Origin of the sequence: Micromonospora sp. NPDC005324 (assembly GCF_040607155.1) — a bacterium.
GTDB lineage: Bacteria > Actinomycetota > Actinomycetes > Mycobacteriales > Micromonosporaceae > Micromonospora > Micromonospora trifolii.
In genome coordinates this window covers 1-17,563 of the sequence record NZ_JBEXGE010000018.1, presented here as the reverse complement: position 1 = coordinate 17,563, position 17,563 = coordinate 1, and the positions used below count along the sequence as shown (strand labels likewise).

At 67.0% G+C, this 17,563-nt stretch carries 16 protein-coding genes and 1 pseudogene; 8 read left to right on the top strand and 9 right to left on the bottom strand.

The features are described 5' to 3' along the window. The first annotated feature begins 266 nt into the window (after positions 1-266). Positions 267-1,047 (top strand): annotated as a pseudogene (locus tag ABZS40_RS19450) (LD-carboxypeptidase). Between the two features lie 526 nt (positions 1,048-1,573). Beyond that, complete coding sequence (locus ABZS40_RS19445) at positions 1,574-2,362, top strand: phosphotransferase (RefSeq protein WP_354944608.1); 789 nt, start codon at positions 1,574-1,576, stop codon at positions 2,360-2,362. A gap of 419 nt (positions 2,363-2,781) precedes the next feature. On the opposite strand, the gene ABZS40_RS19440 is transcribed toward ABZS40_RS19445, so the two are convergent. The 3 genes from ABZS40_RS19440 to ABZS40_RS19430 form a co-directional block, all read right to left on the bottom strand. Beyond that, positions 2,782-3,831, bottom strand: coding sequence for a methyltransferase domain-containing protein (locus ABZS40_RS19440; RefSeq protein WP_354944607.1), 1,050 nt, complete (start codon positions 3,829-3,831; stop codon positions 2,782-2,784). Then, complete coding sequence (locus tag ABZS40_RS19435; RefSeq protein ID WP_354944605.1) at positions 3,828-3,968, bottom strand: hypothetical protein; 141 nt, start codon at positions 3,966-3,968, stop codon at positions 3,828-3,830. The genes ABZS40_RS19440 and ABZS40_RS19435 overlap by 4 nt, the downstream gene beginning before the upstream one ends. Before the next feature lie 328 nt (positions 3,969-4,296). Further along, a complete protein-coding gene (locus ABZS40_RS19430; protein ID WP_354944604.1) occupies positions 4,297-5,571 on the bottom strand; it encodes a hypothetical protein in 1,275 nt (424 codons plus the stop codon). 858 nt (positions 5,572-6,429) lie between these two features. Between ABZS40_RS19430 and ABZS40_RS19425 the strand changes: the two genes are divergently transcribed. From ABZS40_RS19425 to hisG, 3 genes are all read left to right on the top strand, one after another. Further along, positions 6,430-6,849, top strand: coding sequence for a helix-turn-helix transcriptional regulator (locus tag ABZS40_RS19425; protein WP_354944753.1), 420 nt, complete (start codon positions 6,430-6,432; stop codon positions 6,847-6,849). A gap of 184 nt (positions 6,850-7,033) precedes the next feature. Beyond that, complete coding sequence (locus ABZS40_RS19420; RefSeq protein ID WP_354944603.1) at positions 7,034-7,315, top strand: hypothetical protein; 282 nt, start codon at positions 7,034-7,036, stop codon at positions 7,313-7,315. Positions 7,316-7,472: 157 nt separating this feature from the next. Beyond that, complete coding sequence (gene hisG, locus ABZS40_RS19415) at positions 7,473-8,345, top strand: ATP phosphoribosyltransferase (protein ID WP_354944602.1); 873 nt, start codon at positions 7,473-7,475, stop codon at positions 8,343-8,345. A 240-nt stretch (positions 8,346-8,585) separates the two neighbouring features. Here the strand turns inward: hisG and ABZS40_RS19410 are convergent, their stop codons facing one another. After that, positions 8,586-9,131, bottom strand: coding sequence for a hypothetical protein (locus ABZS40_RS19410; RefSeq protein WP_354944601.1), 546 nt, complete (start codon positions 9,129-9,131; stop codon positions 8,586-8,588). Between the two features lie 276 nt (positions 9,132-9,407). Between ABZS40_RS19410 and ABZS40_RS19405 the strand changes: the two genes are divergently transcribed. Continuing rightward, positions 9,408-10,646 (top strand): IS110 family transposase, encoded by a 1,239-nt coding sequence (locus ABZS40_RS19405; protein WP_354944599.1) that lies wholly within the window; start codon positions 9,408-9,410, stop codon positions 10,644-10,646. Positions 10,647-10,793: 147 nt separating this feature from the next. On the opposite strand, the gene lexA is transcribed toward ABZS40_RS19405, so the two are convergent. Continuing rightward, positions 10,794-11,417, bottom strand: a complete 624-nt coding sequence (gene lexA / locus ABZS40_RS19400; protein ID WP_354944597.1) for a transcriptional repressor LexA — start codon at positions 11,415-11,417, stop codon at positions 10,794-10,796. A 460-nt stretch (positions 11,418-11,877) separates the two neighbouring features. Here lexA and ABZS40_RS19395 point away from each other — a divergent pair, with 460 nt between their 5' ends. Continuing rightward, positions 11,878-12,354, top strand: a complete 477-nt coding sequence (locus ABZS40_RS19395) for a DUF6244 family protein (protein WP_354944596.1) — start codon at positions 11,878-11,880, stop codon at positions 12,352-12,354. 423 nt (positions 12,355-12,777) lie between these two features. Here ABZS40_RS19395 and ABZS40_RS19390 read toward each other — a convergent pair whose 3' ends face one another. Continuing rightward, positions 12,778-12,927: a hypothetical protein gene (locus tag ABZS40_RS19390; protein WP_354944595.1), complete on the bottom strand. Its 150-nt coding sequence runs from the start codon at positions 12,925-12,927 to the stop codon at positions 12,778-12,780. 90 nt (positions 12,928-13,017) lie between these two features. Between ABZS40_RS19390 and ABZS40_RS19385 the strand changes: the two genes are divergently transcribed. After that, on the top strand, positions 13,018-13,626 hold the full coding sequence (locus ABZS40_RS19385; protein ID WP_354944593.1) for a hypothetical protein: 609 nt from the start codon (positions 13,018-13,020) through the stop codon (positions 13,624-13,626). Between the two features lie 329 nt (positions 13,627-13,955). Here ABZS40_RS19385 and ABZS40_RS19380 read toward each other — a convergent pair whose 3' ends face one another. The 3 genes from ABZS40_RS19380 to ABZS40_RS19370 are packed head-to-tail and all read right to left on the bottom strand — an operon-like array spanning position 13,956 to position 17,411. Then, positions 13,956-15,305 (bottom strand): AAA family ATPase, encoded by a 1,350-nt coding sequence (locus tag ABZS40_RS19380; RefSeq protein WP_354944592.1) that lies wholly within the window; start codon positions 15,303-15,305, stop codon positions 13,956-13,958. Further along, a complete protein-coding gene (locus ABZS40_RS19375; protein WP_354944591.1) occupies positions 15,302-16,654 on the bottom strand; it encodes a hypothetical protein in 1,353 nt (450 codons plus the stop codon). Before ABZS40_RS19375 ends, ABZS40_RS19380 begins: the two co-directional genes overlap by 4 nt. Then, positions 16,644-17,411: a hypothetical protein gene (locus ABZS40_RS19370; RefSeq protein ID WP_354944590.1), complete on the bottom strand. Its 768-nt coding sequence runs from the start codon at positions 17,409-17,411 to the stop codon at positions 16,644-16,646. Before ABZS40_RS19370 ends, ABZS40_RS19375 begins: the two co-directional genes overlap by 11 nt. Positions 17,412-17,563 lie beyond the last annotated feature (152 nt).

Here is a 17,563-nt window from a genome sequence, read left to right as displayed (position 1 = left end):
GAGGACCTGTTTTTAGGCGGAGCGGCGCCTACCCGCTGTGAACCTCCACCCGTAGCGTGGCGTTGCTGCTGCGCCTGCACGACGAACTCGCCCCCGCCACCTCGCGCGCCCCAGCCGTCCATGACCTCGTCACCGAGCTACGCACCCTGCCTACACGGGGCGGAAACGCCGCACTACAGCAACGCAGCGCACCCTCGGCGCGTCCCGAAGGCCGACCGAACATTTCCATAAGACCCTTAATCTGCAGTCTGCGAAGGGAACATCCGTTGAATGACCACGAGGTGCCTGCAGGAGTCCGTGCCCCGCGGCTGCGCCAAGGGGATCGGGTGCGCATCGTCGCCCCGGCCAGCCCGCCGACCCGTGACGGCGTCGCTCGCGGCGTAAAACTGTTGACCTCGTGGGGGCTTCAGGTCGAGATCGGGCCCCACGTGTTCGACCGGTGGGGCTACATGGCCGGACGAGACGAGGACCGAGCCGCCGACCTGAATTCCGCGTTCCGCGATCCTGGGGTCCGTGCCATCTTCACGGCGCGCGGTGGCAAAGGCGCGTACCGCATCGTTGATGATTTGGACCTAGTGGCCGCCCGGCGAGACCCCAAGCCGCTGGTCGGCTTCAGCGATATCAGCCATGTTCACCTCGCCCTATGGGCGCGTGCCGGGCTGGCCAGCCTACATGGCCCGTTCGCCAATTGGAGCGACGAATGGACCGGACCCGCGTCCGCCGAGGCGCTGCGTAGCGCGCTGATGACAACTGAATCCGTCGTCCTGCAACAGCAGCGGGGCGAGGTCACCACGCCGGTCACCGTGGACGGCACCGCGACAGGGGTCCTGGTCGGCGCTTGGTTTTGAAGGCGCCGCCGACGACCCGTCGCTCGGCGGGTGGGGCATTATCGACGTCCTGCGTGACCGTCTGACCCGCCTCGGCGTCCCCGTGCTCGGGGGGATCCCAGCCGGACACGGCCTGCACCCCCCGACGATTCCACTCGGCACGATAGCGACCATCGACACTGCCGCCGGCACGCTGACCGTCGGACCGGCCGTTCATTAAACGGGCACCGACGGCCACCCGCATCGCCTGCCGGGCCGGCGGGGTATCACCCCGTCCTCGTATCGCAAACCGCCAACGTTCGCCAAGCAGTCGCCGACCGGCGGAGCAACCGGCGGTGACTGCTCAGATGAGCTGAATCCTGCCGCATCCGGGTACTCCAGTGTCTGGGTAGACCGACTGGCACCTGACCCGCGTGAGGCGCCCGATCGGGCATCTGGAGGGCGCCGACTACGACGAGGCTCGGCAGGCGTGCAGTCCTACCGGGTCGTCCCGACCGAGCCGTTCAACGCCGCCTGGCACGTTTCGCCGCAACACGCTGAGGCGTACCAGGGCCGCCTGCGCCGATTGCGGGAGGCTTCATGCACCACGTGCCGATCCTGACGGAGGGCATGGCGGACAGCTCCTCCATCGAGTACACCCGCGAGGCTCGAAGGCGACCGGCTACTACATCGACCCCGAGTTCTCAGACGGCGAGGCGCGGTCCTGCTGCCCGCCGAACCCGGGGTCTGAAAGGGCGACCTCACCGATGCGCATTGACTGGACCGCACTACCCAAGGCCGTCACCAAAGAGGTAGCCGCCCGGGCCGGCGGATCTCACATCACCCCTGCCATAACCGGTGACCACGCGGAGATAGCCGCAACCGTCACCGGAACGACCGGAAAGGTGTTCGTCAAAGCCGCCCATACCGACTTTGGTGTTCGGTCACTGCGCTTCGAGCTGCGGGTAAGTGAGGCCGTCTGCGGGGCTCACCTACCCGCCGTCGAGTGGCACTTCGAGGCGGCTGGCTGGCTGGTGGTGGGCTTCGAGCACTGCGACGGCCCGCACGCTGACCTGTCCCCGGCTAGCCCCGATCTGGATCTTCTCGCTGAAGCACTGACGGTGCTCGGTGAGACACCAGCACCCGATGTGCCGTTGTTCACTCCGAAGGCGCGGCTCGGGTTCGAGCACCCGGCAATGGGCGGCAACACGCTCGTTCATACCGACCTCGGCCCGGCCAACCTGATCGTGACCCCGCACGGCCTGCGGATCGTCGATTGGGCGATGGCGGCCAGGGCCGCGCCGTGGGTCGAGCTGGCCATGCTCACCCAGTGGCTGATCAGCGCCGGACACACCCCGCAACAGGCCGAACAGTGGCTAGCGCGACACCCCGCGTGGGGGCTGACCGACCCAGAGGCATTGGACTACTTCGCGACGAAGAGCGCGGAGAAGTGGGCGTCGAAGTCGACCGGGTCGACCGCGGCTTGGGTGCGGGACCTTGCGGCCTGGACGTCTCAATGGGCGGCTTATCGGTGCCGAACCGGCAGGACTGCCTAACGGTCAACTTTCACAGCTGACCCCCTGACCGGTCGCGGGACAGGCGGTGGTTCCACGATGGTGGCGAATCTGCTTTCGTCTCCGACCGGGCTGGGCGGCAAATCCCCGCCGCCGGCGGCTGAGGAGCTTGGCGTGGTTGCCAGACGCTGGGGCCAGCCCATCACCCCCGGTTCGGCGGCGGCTTGCCCGCAGCACCTGCCGAACCGGCCCGGCCGCCAGCACCAGGCGTAGGAAGATTTGTCAGGACAGTGCAACCTTTTGCGGTGGTGCCTACACGTCATCCATAGTGTCCATTGCGCGAGCGGAGTCGATGGCCCGATTCAGGGACTGGGCCAGGCCTGTTCGGGCGGTGAGTGGGTTGACGTTGTCGATGCGGTGCGCTGAGCCCAGTGTGGCTGTTGTCGGTGGTGCAAGTCCGGTCATGGCTGCCGTCGTGTACCGATGTGGTTCTTGATCTGTAGGTCCCAGCCTGGAAGATCACCGTCCTCGATGAGGGTGAGGGTGGGTGTGAACCAATCCACGGCGGGTCGTGCGGCCTGTTCCCATCGGCCGAGCCACGTCCGCAGCGCTGTCAGGGATGCGGAGTCCGGGCTGTCGGCGATGATGGTCGAGTCGGTCAGGATCACAGCGGCTGAGGTTGCGGTGGTGTGGCCGATGCCGCGTATGCCGTCGCGGAGAGCGGCGATGCTGCGGTGGTGGCCGCCGACGATGACGGAGAAGGCCGTCCATGACAACCAGTCCAACGGTGCATGGGCGTAGGTTTCCGTGTGACCAGGGTTCAGTAGCAGGTTGAGGGCGGTGCGGGCGCCGCTGTGATGCTGGTCGTCGCGGTCGCGCCAGCTGATGGATATCCACGCTGGCTCGGGCTGCTGGATGCAGTAGTCCACCCAGCGGCCGGGGATGGTCAGCACGTCGTCGACGGGGACGGCGGTGCTCTGGGCGTATCCGCCGAAGGTGATCGTCTCGATGTGCGGTTGCCCCGCTGTGAGGGTGATGGTCGCGATGAGGGTGGTGGAGGGCTGGGCGGCGATGGGCAGGCAGGCCACGATCCGTCCGTCGGGGGTGAGCTGTTCGACCCACGCTCGGGGAAGCCGTGGGGGTGTGCACCAGGCCACGAGTCGTTGGTAGGGGGCGTGCGGCGGGTAGCCGGCCATTCCGTCGGCGACGTGGCAGGTGATCGTGGTAACCCCGCGTTGGTGATGCAGCTGGTTCGCCCAGCCGACCAGGTGATCGCTGATATCGATGCTGGTTACGTGTCCGGTGGGCCCGGCATGCGCGGCGAGTAACGCGCCGGAGTATCCCGTGCCGGTGCCGATTTCCAGCACGCGCGCGCTGTCGCCGACGTTGAGGGCGATCACATCGCGGTGGATGGCTTGCGCGGCGGACCGGTGCAGGGTCTCACCGCGGTGCTCGTTGTCGACGTAGTAGTGCTCCGGCACGGCATCGAGCAGTGGATCGGGGACGGTCACCGGACTCCTTCCGCGACGTGTGGCGGCTTGCCCTCAGCACGTTTCGATGGCAACCACCACACGTTCAGCCGGGGCACACCCAGCAGCTGCCCCACCGCGCCCATGCCGAGCCGCCGACGGCCCTCCGGTTCATCCACGCCCGCGATCCTCCGTAACGAAGAGACTGCCCTGTGTCACTGCCGCACTAGAGTGCCAGAGCAGTCCGACACCGGCTACCCGCTGCCGCCCGCGCGTTTTCGGCCGCAGGCACCGGCCGGCGTCGCCAACCAGCCGGGTCCGAGAGGGCAAGTGCGTGCCCCTGGCGCTGAGGTCGCCGAGAATCCCAGATCACCCCGTGCGCTCGGTCGGGGCGCGGCCGAAGATGACGGTCGTGCCGGCGATGAACCGCGATCCCGTCAGAGGGCGCGCCGCGTCTACCCCTTCGAGCGGTTCTGTCGGCTCGCGCATTCGTAACCGAGTGGCCCCTTACAGCTCGCCCAGGATGCGAGTGCGTTGCTCGGCGTACTCGCCAACGCTGATCAGCCCCTGCTGATAGACGGCGGCGACCTGGCGGAGCCGGTCGGCGATCGGGCTGGACGGTGCAGTTGTCGGGTCGGGGTGGGGATGCGCGACATGGTTGTCGGGATCCAACCCGACAACGTGTTCGACGATCGGCGCGCCGCCTGGAGAGGTTGTGGTGTCGACGGTGCCGGCGATGCTCCAGAAGTGTTCGTCGACGGCGGTGGCGCTGCTGGCGGCGCCGATGAGGTAGCGCAAGGTGTCTGGTTCGCAGTTCAGTACGGTGGTCAATCGGGTGGCGTGGGCGGCGGTGGGTACGAGGCGCCCAGCGAGGATGTCCATCGTCACCGTGGTCGCGATGTCCGCCCTGCTGGCGAGCTCGGTGGGGGAGACGCCGGTGAGCTCGGCGTAGACACACAGATAGCGGGCCAGCGCCCGGCGCGCCGGTGGTGACTGTGTGTCGATCCCGGCGACGAGGAGTCCGAAGCGGACCCGGCGGCGGGTGGCGGGCAGTTCCGGCAGGTCGATGACCGGCGTCGAGCGCAGGCCGGGCGCGGCCACGAGTTCGAGCGCGACGCACTGGCGCGCGTACTCCTCGCGGAGCGTCGCGACCTCCGCGGCGACGGTGCGAACCCGCAGCAGCTCATCGCGTGTCTGGTGGAATTGCACTTCGAGCTGGATGGCCTGGCGGACCGCTTCGTTGCGGGCGTTCTCCGAGGCCCGCAGGTTGCTGACGTGGCGATCGGTTTCCGCCTTGAGGCGTTCCTGCAGGCGGGCGACTCGGCGTTGCAAGACCGGAATTGAGGGTTCGCTCTCCGGGACGTTGCGCTGGCCGGGTTTACCCGGTGGGCGGCTGACCGGACCGTTATAGCCGTCAGGGAGCTGGCCGCGGGCGCACTGGTACCAGCCCGCGGCGAGGGCTCGGATGCCGGCGGTGTCGCAGCTGTCGGGCAGGCAGGCGATGATCAGCTCGGTCATCTCCCAGGTCGGGCCGAGGCGGTAGCGGCTGAGCTGCTCGGAGACCTTCTGCCTGTTGAGACCGGGGTAGTGCAGCCCTCTGTTGCGGGCGTGTTCGAGGATCTTCGCCTGCCCGCCGACGCCCAGGTAGGCGTCGATGAGCCCGCGCACGTAGAGGGTGTACTCGGCGGCGTCGGGGCTGGCGCACCGCTGGCGGATGGTGACCTCGTCGACGGCGTAAGGGCGGGCGTTGCGGCGCGGCGCGGGGTGCTGGCCGGTGCTCATGCGGTCGTCCTTGATGCACGAGGGTGGCCCGACAGCGGTCGATGTTGTCGGGAGTTGGTCCGGACTCCTTTCCCGACATTAGGGACGTCGAGGAAAGTTATCCGCGCCGATCGGTGCTGACTGGCTGGTCGGTCAGGGTGCTCCGTGCTGCTTGGTTGAGCGCCGGGTTAGCGCGGAGCACCCGCCATCTATACATCATGCGAGAAGGCGGTGACAGAGTGCAGCCCTCAACGAGCATTCGGCGGGTTACGGCCACCCTTGGCGCACTAGTTGTGCGGGCTTGGCAACGTCGAGCCGGCGGAACCAGTCGTCCAACCCGACCGGCGCGTCATCATCCCAAGCACCGTCGTCCACGTCCGTGGCCGCGGCGCCCACGACGGCGACGTCCCTAGGCGCGGCAGGGTCGTCGTCGAGCCACCGCGTTAACCCCACCGGTGACGCGCGCCGCCCCGGCGATCTCGGGGCCCGAACGTTTCGCGTCCAGCGTCGAGGGCGGCGCGCCCGGCGGAGCAGCTATGGGCGGTAGTCGACACGCGACCATCCGCTGATCATGTAAATGAGGGCCTCCGTCAGCTGCCAGGCCTTCCAATAGGCTTCGCTTGCCCCCAGTCGTACTGTGAACTCAGGCCTTCGACTTCGGGTGAAGGCGACAGCGATGGGACGGCAGTACGCGCAGCGATGGGCTGCCGCGCCTGGTGCGGAGATTCGGGCCCCGTCACCTAGTAGCGGACCCGGCCCCTCAGGCGCGAGCGCTCACAACGGCCGTCTGCACACTCGCGCGACTGCATTGCAGACGGCAGCAGGGAGGGTGGGAGAAGCTAGTTGGGTACCGACTACGGGGACGGCGACGGCCAGGAGATGGGTGCCACCGAACGGGCAGCGCAGGACGCGTTCGCTCAGTTCGTACGGCACGCCGTTGACGCCGCTCATGACGAGCATGACTGGTCGATCACGCAAGTGGCGGCACGTAGCGGCGTCGGACGCTCCACCATCTTCCGGTGGCTCTCCGGTGACTGGCAGCACCATCCAGAGCTACCCAAGGTGCGGGCGTTCTGCGCGGCCTTGGACCTCCCGCTCGGTGCTGCCCTGCGCGCCCTCACCCCGCTGACCTACAAGACTTCGCCGTCGCCAGAGGTGCCCGCGGCGACGGCGATGGAACTGCTTCTCATGGCCGTGCGCGACCGATTTATCGACCCCCGCACCACCTCCGCCGAGAAAGAGCACATTCTTGCCGCCTTGCACCAACTCGCGCGCCGGACAACCTCGCGCGCCGGCTGACGGCAAACCGACGAACTCCCATCTTGAGGAGTGGCTGGCCCGACGTCGCGCAGTCGCCCGCACCAGCCGGCATCGACTCGCGCTGAGCCGCGGACTGATTTCTGACTCTTCCGTGTGCATTCAGGTGCGGCGGCGGTGTGATCTCCTGATCGGCATGTGGAACACGCTGCACGTGGATGTGTCGTTGGACGATCTGCTGGCCCGACCGGCAATCGGTCCCGGCTACCTCACCCGCGACGAGGCGCGCGCCGAGGTGCAGCAGATCCTCGACGCCGACCCGGCGCTTGGCCGAGCTGCCGGGCAGTGGCGCATGGATGTGCAGCGCGTCCGGGTGGGCTCGCAGACGTGGACGATCTACGAGTACGACGACGATCCGCAGAAGGCTGCCCTGACTTGGATCGAGGAGTACCACCAGAAATTCCGTGAGGCTGGCGTCGACATTCGCGTGGCGACCCTGAGCAGCTGATCGCCCTGGCGCAGTGGGTACAACGTCGTGGCGTACCCGGCATGTCACGCGACCTCATCGGCAGTGAAAGATCCTCACGGATCACGCTGGGCCGGGGCGAGGTCTGCCCGGGGAATCGGTTGTTGGTTGGAGTGGAAATCGTGCCATCATCTGGCCCATGTCTACTTCTCCGCTGCGGGTGGCTGTCCCCAATAAGGGCTCATTGAGTGAGTCAGCTTTCAGATTGCTGACCGACGCCGGTTACCTGGTGTACCGGGGCAGCGGCAGGGAGCTGCAATGTAATGATCCTGAGAACAATATGACGTTCTTTTTTCAGCGTCCCAGGGACATCGCGGTCTATGTCGGGTCGGGAGCGCTCGACGTGGGCATCACCGGTCTGGATCTGCTGGTGGATTCAGCGGCTCCAGCGCGGGAGGCCCTTCGGCTGGGGTTCGCGCGGTCACGGTTCCACTTCGCTGCCCGCCCCGACGGCCCGCAGCAACTGGCTGATCTCGCGGGTCTCAGCGTCGCCACGAGTTACCCGACCCTGGTCGGGAAGTACCTCGCGGATGTTGGGGTGAGCGTGTCGTTGGTGAAGCTCGACGGGGCGGTGGAGAACGCGATCAGCCTGGGACTGGCGGACGCGATCGCCGATGTGGTCGAGACGGGCACCTCGTTGCAGAACTGTGGACTGGTGACGTTCGGCGACTCGTTGATGGAGTCCGAGGCGGTGCTGATCCGCAGCGAGACGTCCCGCCAGTCGTCGCGGGCAGCCGAGGCGATCGACGCCCTCGTCGAGCGGCTGGAGGGTGTGCTGACGGCCCGGCGGTATGTGATGGTCGAGTACGACTGCCCCAGTGAGGCGCTGGACGCGGCGTGCGCTTTGACGCCGGGAATCGAAGGGCCGACCGTGTCGCCGCTGGCGCGCGCCGGCTGGGTAGCGGTGCGGGCGATGGTCAAGCGCGCGGGTGTGCAGCGCACCATGGATGACCTGAAGCGTGTGGGTGCGCGGGCGAGCCTGGTTATCCCGTTGGAGGCGTGCCGGATGTAGCCGACGCGGTGGTGGGGACTCGGCCGTGGCCCCAGGCCGGATCAGGCGGTGGTGCCACGCGCGTTCCGCACCGGCCTAGTCCGCAGCCGCGCCAACGACCTCCGCACCATCTGCGCGACCCTGCGCACCACCCCGCCGCACACGAACTCGCCGACCCGCTCGCCGCCTAACTGCCCACCCTCCGGCAACCAATGCGACCTATGGATCGACTGCCGACCGTTAAGCGACGCCGGCCACCGGTTACTGAATCACGCTGATTCGCAGGTCCGGCATGAGGACTGCCCGCCGGGCGAGTCCTACGACCGTCAACCCGCCCCGTTCCCTCTCGCGGACGACCTGCCAGCCCTGCGCGTCCCGGTAGTAGCGAACCAGCCGAGGCACGACGGTGCCGCGGCGCACCGTCATCCGGCCCGTGCAGGCGGCGTGGTCGAGTACCCACCATGCCAGTCGGCAGCCCAAGCGCTGACCGGCGAAGCGGGGGTGCGTCACGGTGGTGGCCATAAACAGCGCCGGCTCGGCGCGTTCTTGCTCGGTCCAGAGCCAGGCTGGCGACTGCTCGTACAGGGTGGTGCAGCCGATCACTTCGCTGGCGCCGGTAAGGACCCACATGGGAATGCTCGGCTCGCCGGCCTGGGCTGCTAGTTCGTCTGCGGCTGCGTCCCAGTCCGGAAGCCCGTGCCCGCGCATCCACGCCGACCTGGCGCGGATCATCTCAGCGACGGGTTGCTGGTCACCCGCCTCGGCCGGCCGCATCTTTAGGGGCAACGTCGGCTGCGTACCGGGCACCCGACAAACCCTAGACCGCCGAGGCGTATCCGGCAGGTACCGGAGCTGAGGGGCCCACCGTGGTGGCGCCGACGGGGCCGGCCAGGGTGGGGCCAATCCCGCAACCGATCGGCGTGACTCGATCCCGGCCGTAAGTCGATCTAGTGTCCATCCCGGTGATCATCGAATCACCGGCTGGTCGGGTCCATGCCCGTTGCGATCCTGGGCTGCCGAGCCCTCAAGCGAGACCGTGCGCCCGACCAGCACCACCACGCCCCTTCTCTGAACTGGACCATCATGAGGTACTACGCGGGCCTGGACTGGGGCGAGAGTCATCACGACGTAGCCGTCGTCGACGAGCAAGGTCAGCTCATCACCCACCTACGTGTGACCGACGACGTTCACGGTCTGGCCCAACTCCTGGCCGCGCTCGCCGCGGTGCGGCGCAACCGAAGCTCGATCCCGATCGGAATCGAGACTGGCCGTGGTCTGATGGTCGCCGGCCTGCGTAAGGCGGGCCAGCCGGTCGTCGTGCTCAACCCGACGCAGGTAGCCAACTACCGCAGCCGCCTCGCTGCCCAGCGCAAGAAATCCGACCGGGGCGACGCCCACCTACTCGCGCACGTACTACGGGTCGACGGAGACGCCCACCGACCCGCACCAGCGGTATCGCCCCAGGCCGCCGCGCTGCGAGAGCTGACCCGCACCCACCGGCAAGCGCTACACACCGCCGGCCTGCTGGCGCGACGGCTCCGATCGGTGTTGCGCGACTACTACCCCGGGGCGGCGACCGCTTGGGCGCACCTGCCAGGAGGTCTCACCAGGCCGGAAGCCCGAACCGTCCTCACCGCCGCCCCCAACCCGACCCGCGCGGCCCGGCTCACCCACCGACGTCTGGAAACGCTGCTGACCGCGTCCGGACGTACCCGGCTCATCACCGCCGAGGCCAGCCGACTGCACGAGCTGTTCCACACCCGTACGCTCCGCCAACCCGCCGAAGTCGAAACCGCAATGGGACACACCACCACCGCCCTGCTGACCCAGCTCAACGCTGCCATCGCCTCGGCGCACACCCTATGGACACAGATCGACAACCTGGCAGAGCAGCACCCGCACACAGCGATCTACCGCAGCTTCCCCGGCATGGGCCCGCTCCTTGCCGCCCGACTGCTCGCCGAACTCGGCGACGACCCACAGCGATTCCCCACCGCACGCAACCTGCGGGCATTCTGCGCGGCCACACCAATCACCTGGGCAAGCGGCACCTCCCACAAGGTCAGCCACCGACGCAAAGCCAACCCGATCCTGGCCGAAACCGGCCACCTATGGGCCTTCGCCACCCTGACCCGCTCCCCAGGCGCCCGCGCCCTCTACGACCGCCGCCGCGCCACCGGCGACCGCCACCCCGCCGCCTTACGGCGCATCTACGCCCGGCTCCTCGGCAGCCTGCACCACTGCCTGCGCGCCGGCATCCTCTACGACGAGGACCTCGCCTTCCCTGCCCCACCCGACTCCGCAGCCGAGAACGGGACGTAAGCCGGGAGCCGGGGCAACGCCCAGGATCACCCCGGGCTAACGAGCCCTCGCGCGGGTACGGCGTGCCCCGGCTCCCCTTTCCCAAAGCTGCATGATCTGCCAAGGTAGGGAACATTTGTTTGTCTGGTGCTGCGACGAAGAAAGCCTTTATTGGCCGTGCAGGACACAGACGACCTTGCCGAGAAGCTGCGCGCCGTCGGCGAGGACTACGGGATAGCGGGGATTGCGGGGGACGAGTTCAACGCGCCCATCTCGGACTCGGTACTGCTTGACCGTGGCCTCATCACCGATCAGCGCCGCGACGATATCCCCGGAGTCAGCCACTGGCTGCTGGCGTACGACGATCACATCCCCGTCAGCGATGCCCGCCTCGACCATCGAATCGCCGCGCACCCGCAGGGCGAACAACGTGCCCCGGCCGACGAGGTCGGCAGGCAGGTGAAGAACATCCTCGACATGCTCGTCGGCGAGAATCGGTGCGCCCGCGGCGATGGCCCCCAGCAGTGGGACAGAGACTGCACCCTGCCGGTTAGGCACGGCGGCCGGGCGTGCGTCGAGCGCGCGCGGTCCACCCGGGATCCGGCGAATCAGACCGTGCCGCTGCAGGATCTTTAAGTGATGCGCCACCGACGACGGAGAACCGAGGCCGACTGCGGCACCGATCTCCCGTACGGTCGGCGGGTAGCCATGCTGATCCACCCAGCCCTGAATCACAGCGAGGATCCGTCGCTGTCGAGGCGTCGGCGTCGGTAGCGACTCGTCGACTGTCACAACCGCCAGACTACCGAAGAATTAGCTCACTTGTACTAATCCGGCGGCGTGTCGACTCCACGGGCAGTGGGTCGGCCGGCCAGCTCACGGGCGTGGGGAGCACCTCAGCTTGTCGCGCAGGCACTGCGCGGCACCCGTTCTACCCTCGCGCCGGTGGGTTGGATCGGCATGCGGCCATCCGACGGGAATCGTCGACACCTGATCCCCGCGCTCATGGGGATGGGCCCGACGCCGCGCACCGGCGGTGTTCCCCACGCAACCAAAGGGTCGGGGGTGGGCCGCTGGATATCGGCAAAAATCCGGCAGGCATGCCGAATTTCGGCGCTGTCACCGGTCGGTTGTGTTCCATAGGCGCTCGTCTCTACGCTGCCACGGTTCGGTGTGGACTCTGAGCCGGAGGGTGGCGCGATGTCGCTGACCGACACCATTGGGGCCCGATTTGCAGGCGATGGCGGCGGGTATGGACCGGGCGCAGCAGGAGGCCTCGGCCGCCGACCGTGGGATCGAGCAGATCGCCGTCCGGGCGGTGGCCTCCGGCTTTGCTGGCATCACGGTGGGGTTGGCCCGAGTGCGAGCAGTGCTTGGGCAGGCTCGGTCTGACCTGACGGAGGCCGGTGGCGTCTTGGGTGAGGCGTCGCGGTCGCTGGGTGCGGTGGCGCAGCAGCCGTCGCCGCAGGAAACGATCGCCGTCCTCACGCCGGTGGTGGCCGCGCTGACCGCCGTCGACGGCCATCTCGCGGCGGCGGCGTCTGCGGTCGATGACGCGCGACGGTTGGTCAGGGCGGCGTTGCACGGAGGGCAGCCTGGTCCGATGGTGGCGCGGCTGCAGCAGGTGCTGCAGGTCCTGGTGACTGTCCGGACGCGCGGGACTGCGGCCCGGCAACACGTCGATACAGCGGTGGCGCAGGCTCGGCAGGTCGGTGACCTGGGAAACTGATTACGGGCGGCGGAGCGCCGGACCTGACGGCTATCGCCGAATGATCGCGTAGCGAGTGCGCAGGGTGCCACGCCCTGGTGCCGCCGCTCGCGATGCCGAAGGTCCTCCGTGCCCGTAGGGGACGACACGGCCGGCTCCCAGCAGGGCCGGTAGGACGCGACCCCAATGTCTGCTGGCTGGCGCTCTGCTGTGCGCCAGGGTCGCTCTAGTTGGCCCGTTCGGGGGACGAGAGCCGGCTCGCCCGGGTTCAGGCTTGCCTCGATGAAGGACGAGGAAGCGCGGCCGAAGCCAGACACTGGTCCGACCGGGTGCTCGACGTTGACAGGGCCCGAGGCTTCCGGAAGCACCGGCAGTAGCCGTGGAACCAGAACCGCGGTTGGGGGCGACGCTTCTGGGCTGCGCGATGTGCGGCGCCTGGCGTGATTAGTCCGCTGGGAGGAGCTTCAGGTCGGCGTTCGTGCGGGTGGTGACGTCGGCGTCGGGCGGGCCGTGGGCGAAGGTCCAGCCGCCGTCGCGGATGTTGGTGAGGCTGGGTGTGAGCGCGCCGTGCGTACGCGGCTTTCGTCGCTCCAAAGCACGGCAGTGCCCTGTGCTGAGGTGTGACTGTTGCTCACGTGGCGTACGCTCGCTTGCCCTGATCGACTTCTATGCTGGGATGCGCCCGTGCCCCTTACTGCTTTGAACGCAGCTGATGATTTGCTGCAGCGCGCCGAACTTCTTGCCGAGCGCGCTGAAGTACCGCCCGTCGATCAGTGGTCTGTGGAAAGCGACATTCTGCGAGCATCATGGACTTTTGTTGGCGCGTCTTTGGATACGTACTTTCACGAACGTGTTCGTCGCGCTTTGTTGATGATGCCCATGAGTAAGGCTGCCCAAGGATATCTGGTTCCGCTTGGACCCATCGAGGAGATGGTTGGAGCTTTCTTGGATAATCGAACTACTTCCCGCCCAAGAGTTCGACTGATGAAGATCGTGCAAGAAGCTCTTCTCAAGGACACGTTTCAGGGGGCTCGGAACATCGAGCGTGCATTCAACCTGCTTGGTGTAGCGAAGTGCTGGTCAGCGCTTTCGGTGAGCATGAACGAAAGCCCTCAGGCTATTCGCGAAAGGCTCAACCGTCAGTACGCCCGGAGAAATCAGATCACCCATGAAGGCGACTATAAGCCACAAGAGCGTCCACAACACCTTTACTACAGGAAAATAAAGCGCTCAGATGTCGACGGCGAGATAAAGTGGACGCGGACATTTCTTCACGCGGCCGACGCATTGTAGTTATCGGCCGAAGTTGGCATGGCCTCGCGAGAAGGCGCTGCGGCGGACGGCCTCGCGAATTCGGCACGCACCGACCGTGCGTCCGCACCATCGCGACCCGCTCGACTCAGGACGCGAGCCGCTACGATTCCAAGCCCGCGCTCCGAGTGCCCAGTAATTTGCCGAAACCGATGGTCGACTAATGCGCCATAACATGATCGCGTAGCCCCTTAACTGGCCTAATCGATCCGACCGCAATTCGGTGTACCCTGTCCGTCCGACTTTCCTGCCTCCGCCAGGTGAGTGAAACGAAGCTAGCATTGGTCTCGAGACTGAACGCGTCGAGTGGTTTAGCGTGGTCGGGGAATCAGTAAGTCAGGCGGCAGCGATATAGTAGCTGTGTGCCGTAGGCCGTCGAGAAAAGTCCGGTTGGCGGTCCATCCGTCCATCGGCGGGCGAGGTGCGTTGAGCCACACTGGCTGGGTGTGCGGGTAGCCATGAAGCTGTCGTTGGATACCGGCACGGGTGATGACGATGCATGCCGTGCGGTGTCGAGACGTCAGCACACAGAGCCGCCCGGCCTCGAGGTGGAACGAGGTGGCGTCGCGTCGGCCGGATAGCGGGTGTAGTGCGATGACGACTTCGAATTCGCGGCCTTGGAGGCGGTTGGCGGTGTCAACCAGGATGTCGCCGGATGCAAGGCCGAGTGAGGCCGTCATGGTGTCGACGGCGTACTGAATGCGGTCACGTTGCTCGGTGTGGACTACCCCGACGGCGATGTCCCGGGCTTCCAGCGGTCGTCGTTCTTCGCCGTCGATAAGGGTGATTCGCCTGGTGAGCAGCCGGCTCACGAGCGTTGCGATGGCAGAGGCCATATCCGGGTCGTTGAGCGCGACATGCTCGTCGGGTAGTTCCAGCATGCAAATGCTGTGCTCGGCCGCCGCGTGTATTGCCTGATCGTAGGCGTCCCGAACAAGTCCGAGTGGGCTGAGGCGCCGCTGTGCGGGGCTGAGCCCGGAGGTGAAGTGTTGCCGGTAGAACGCGCGGGCTACGAGGCGGGCGGTGGTGGGTGGTAGACGCCAGGTGACCGGAAGTTCGACCTGCGGGCTAGCTGGATGTCTGGCGAGGACGGTGTGAGCGGCGGTGTCGAGAGGCCAGGTGATCGAAGACCGAAGGGTTCGCATGTCGGCGGTGGTGAACGGGCTGAGTTGTCCTGGGTCGCCGACGAGCAAGAGTCGGTAGTGGAAGTCGGCGACGGCCGCTAGGGCGGCCGAGGACATTTGATAGGCCTCGTCGATGATGCCGAGGCGGGGCGACCAGTCGGGATTCTCGCGGGCATGGAGAGTTGCCCACTTCGCGGCGGGTGCGACGATGATGTCGCAGCCTTGGAGTTGGCGCAGGTCATGGTGGTTGTCGGGGTGTCGCCCGGGGTTGTATTCGACCCCGTGTAGCCGACCGATTCGGAGTCGGGACTGGCGAAGTGCGCGGACGTGGTCATCTGCCTGGTCGTTGGTCTGAGTGATGATCGGGACGGTATTACCGGTCTGCGCGATCTGTCGTGCCACGATGCGGACTAGAGTGGATTTGCCAGCGCCGGGCGGCGAGTTGACTACTATCGCGCGATTATCCGAGTCGAGATTGGCCATGACACTTGTGACGGCGGCGGCGTGCGCGCTCGCCGGTGAGGTTGTCTCGGTCACGGTGTAACCCCTGCAGGCAAGTGGGTCCAGGGCAGTTCGTCGGGCATGCTTCGGCGGATGAACTTCGGTCCGCCGAAGGGCGGGCAGACGATGTGAGTGCCGACGGCGGGGAGCCGGTTGCGGGTGGCAGAGGTGGCGGCGCCGCGGACGACATCGAGTTCCACTAAATCGTTCGTGAGGCCGGCGCGTACCCGTAGTTCAACGAAGACGTGACGCTCACGGTTCTTGATCGTGGCGCGGGTACGCCACCAGAGCCGGGTGCCGGCGGCACGCTCGAACGGTAGATCGGGCCGGATAGCGAGGGTTCGCCCGTTGCGGGCGGTGACGATCCCGGACAGTGCGGCCCCTCGCGCGACATGGGCGGCCATGATGATGTCGTCGTCGAAGGCCATCGCGTGGTGGAGCTCTGCGGTCATCCGCTCCACCCGGTCGATGTGGTTATAGGCGTCCAGCAGCGGCAGAATGCTTCTAAAACGTGCCTGACCGGCCCGGAGGCGCTCGGCGTGTAGGCGGAACCTGGCGAGGTCGCGCTCCCAGCGCTCGCCTACCGTCTCCGCCTCGCTCATCCCATAAAGCAGTTCGTGCGCCTGCCAGGCATGGCACCAGGTCGGCTCCAGCGCACTCCGTACCGCCCCATCGATGATCTTCATCGCGAGTTGACGATCTGGGCCCTTGTGGCGTTCGTAGGCGCGCAGGGAAACGAGGTACTCCTGCTGTTCCCACGTCGCGTCCGGCACTGGTCCGTCGGATAGCTCCGCTTCAGCGGCGGCGATATCGTCTGGACGCTGGATCCAGGCGAGCGCGACGCCGAGCCGCCGGTCGAGAGTGGCGAGCCGGCCGGTGGCCCAGTGGAGGGTCAGCACGTCCGCCAGCGGCAGTACGGCACTACTGCCCGGAATTCGGTTGGCGCCGGCGAAGTAGGACAGGTGAGCGCCGGCGATCGGGATCGACGGCCCGGCACCCCACTGCCCGTCCGCGTCCAGACCACGCCAGTATCGGCCGATGTCGCCGCAGAGCCACTCGACCGCTGCTTGGTTGGCCAGCAGTAGCTGCGGCGCACCATTGTTGCCTTGGATGGCGCCCGCGATGTATCGGTTAAGCGAACGGGCGAAGCCTTCCATGGAGTCGATCTTGTTGCGCCAGCGCGTCGGTTCAACGGCGTACGTGAAGCCGGGGCGGTCGGGATTATCGCCGAACATCACGCCGATCGGCGCTGATGGATCTCCCGGCAGGTGATAACCGACGACCACGAATGGCCGCTTCGAGACGTGCACGTGGCGGTGCCGGGCCGCCGGGAAGGCACGGCCGTAGCGGTTCGCGTGCATGGCAAGCAGCACATCAGTGGTCAAGCTGCACCCCGGCCAGGGCGAGTGCGGCTGAGGCGCGGCTGAAATCGGCGACCACCGCTCGTTCGGCTCCGCTCACGGGCATGCGCCTGCCTCCGATTAGGTCGAAAGCGGCGGAGATCGTGCCGACGCTGCCGCAGGCGTTGGCCGCCTGGGTACCCATCTGCGCAACGGAGTCGTGTAGCTCCGCTTCCTTGGCGCAGAACGCCAACATGGGGCAGGTGGCGCAGCCATCGCCGTAGTGCATCGGCAAGGCCGACACCGCCTCCTTGGTCGCAGCCTTGATTTCGAGTTTCTCCTCCGGGGAGGCCTCGGGCGCCATCGGCGACGGAAGGATCGCAGGTCGGGGCAGGTCAGCGAGTACCAGACCAGCGTTAGGCTGTTGGGCCAACACCCACTCAAGGTGATCGACGTGCGGTCGCATGTCCACGACGAAGGCCTCGGGCCGCATGCTGAAGCCACTGGTCATGACCAGGAGGGCCTGATCGGCTACCTGATCTCGCGTGCCGCCGGAGACGATGACCAGCCGGCGTAGCGCCACCATGTACACCGCGATCTGACGGACGGCGGCCCCGACCTTGTGCGGGTCGGCATCGGTCTGGTGGTGCAGGGGCAGCGACTTGATTTCGATGGGAGTCAGCTGGCCGAGCGAGGCGCAGGACAGCACATCTAGCTCGAGATGGGTCGTCACGCCTGCGAGGTCGAATTCCAGCAACGGGTGCCGGATGAGGTGAAGTGCCGAGTCGGCGGTGTTGACCATGGCTTCGACGTGACTGCGGGTGCGCGCCAGGCGGAGGCGCCGGATGCCGTCTTTGTCTAGCCTCGGTCTTTCATGAGTGATTGATCTTGGTGTTGTGGGTGCGGCTGTCGGTGTTTCTGCCGGTGGGCATGGTGTGGGCCCGACGCGGGGCC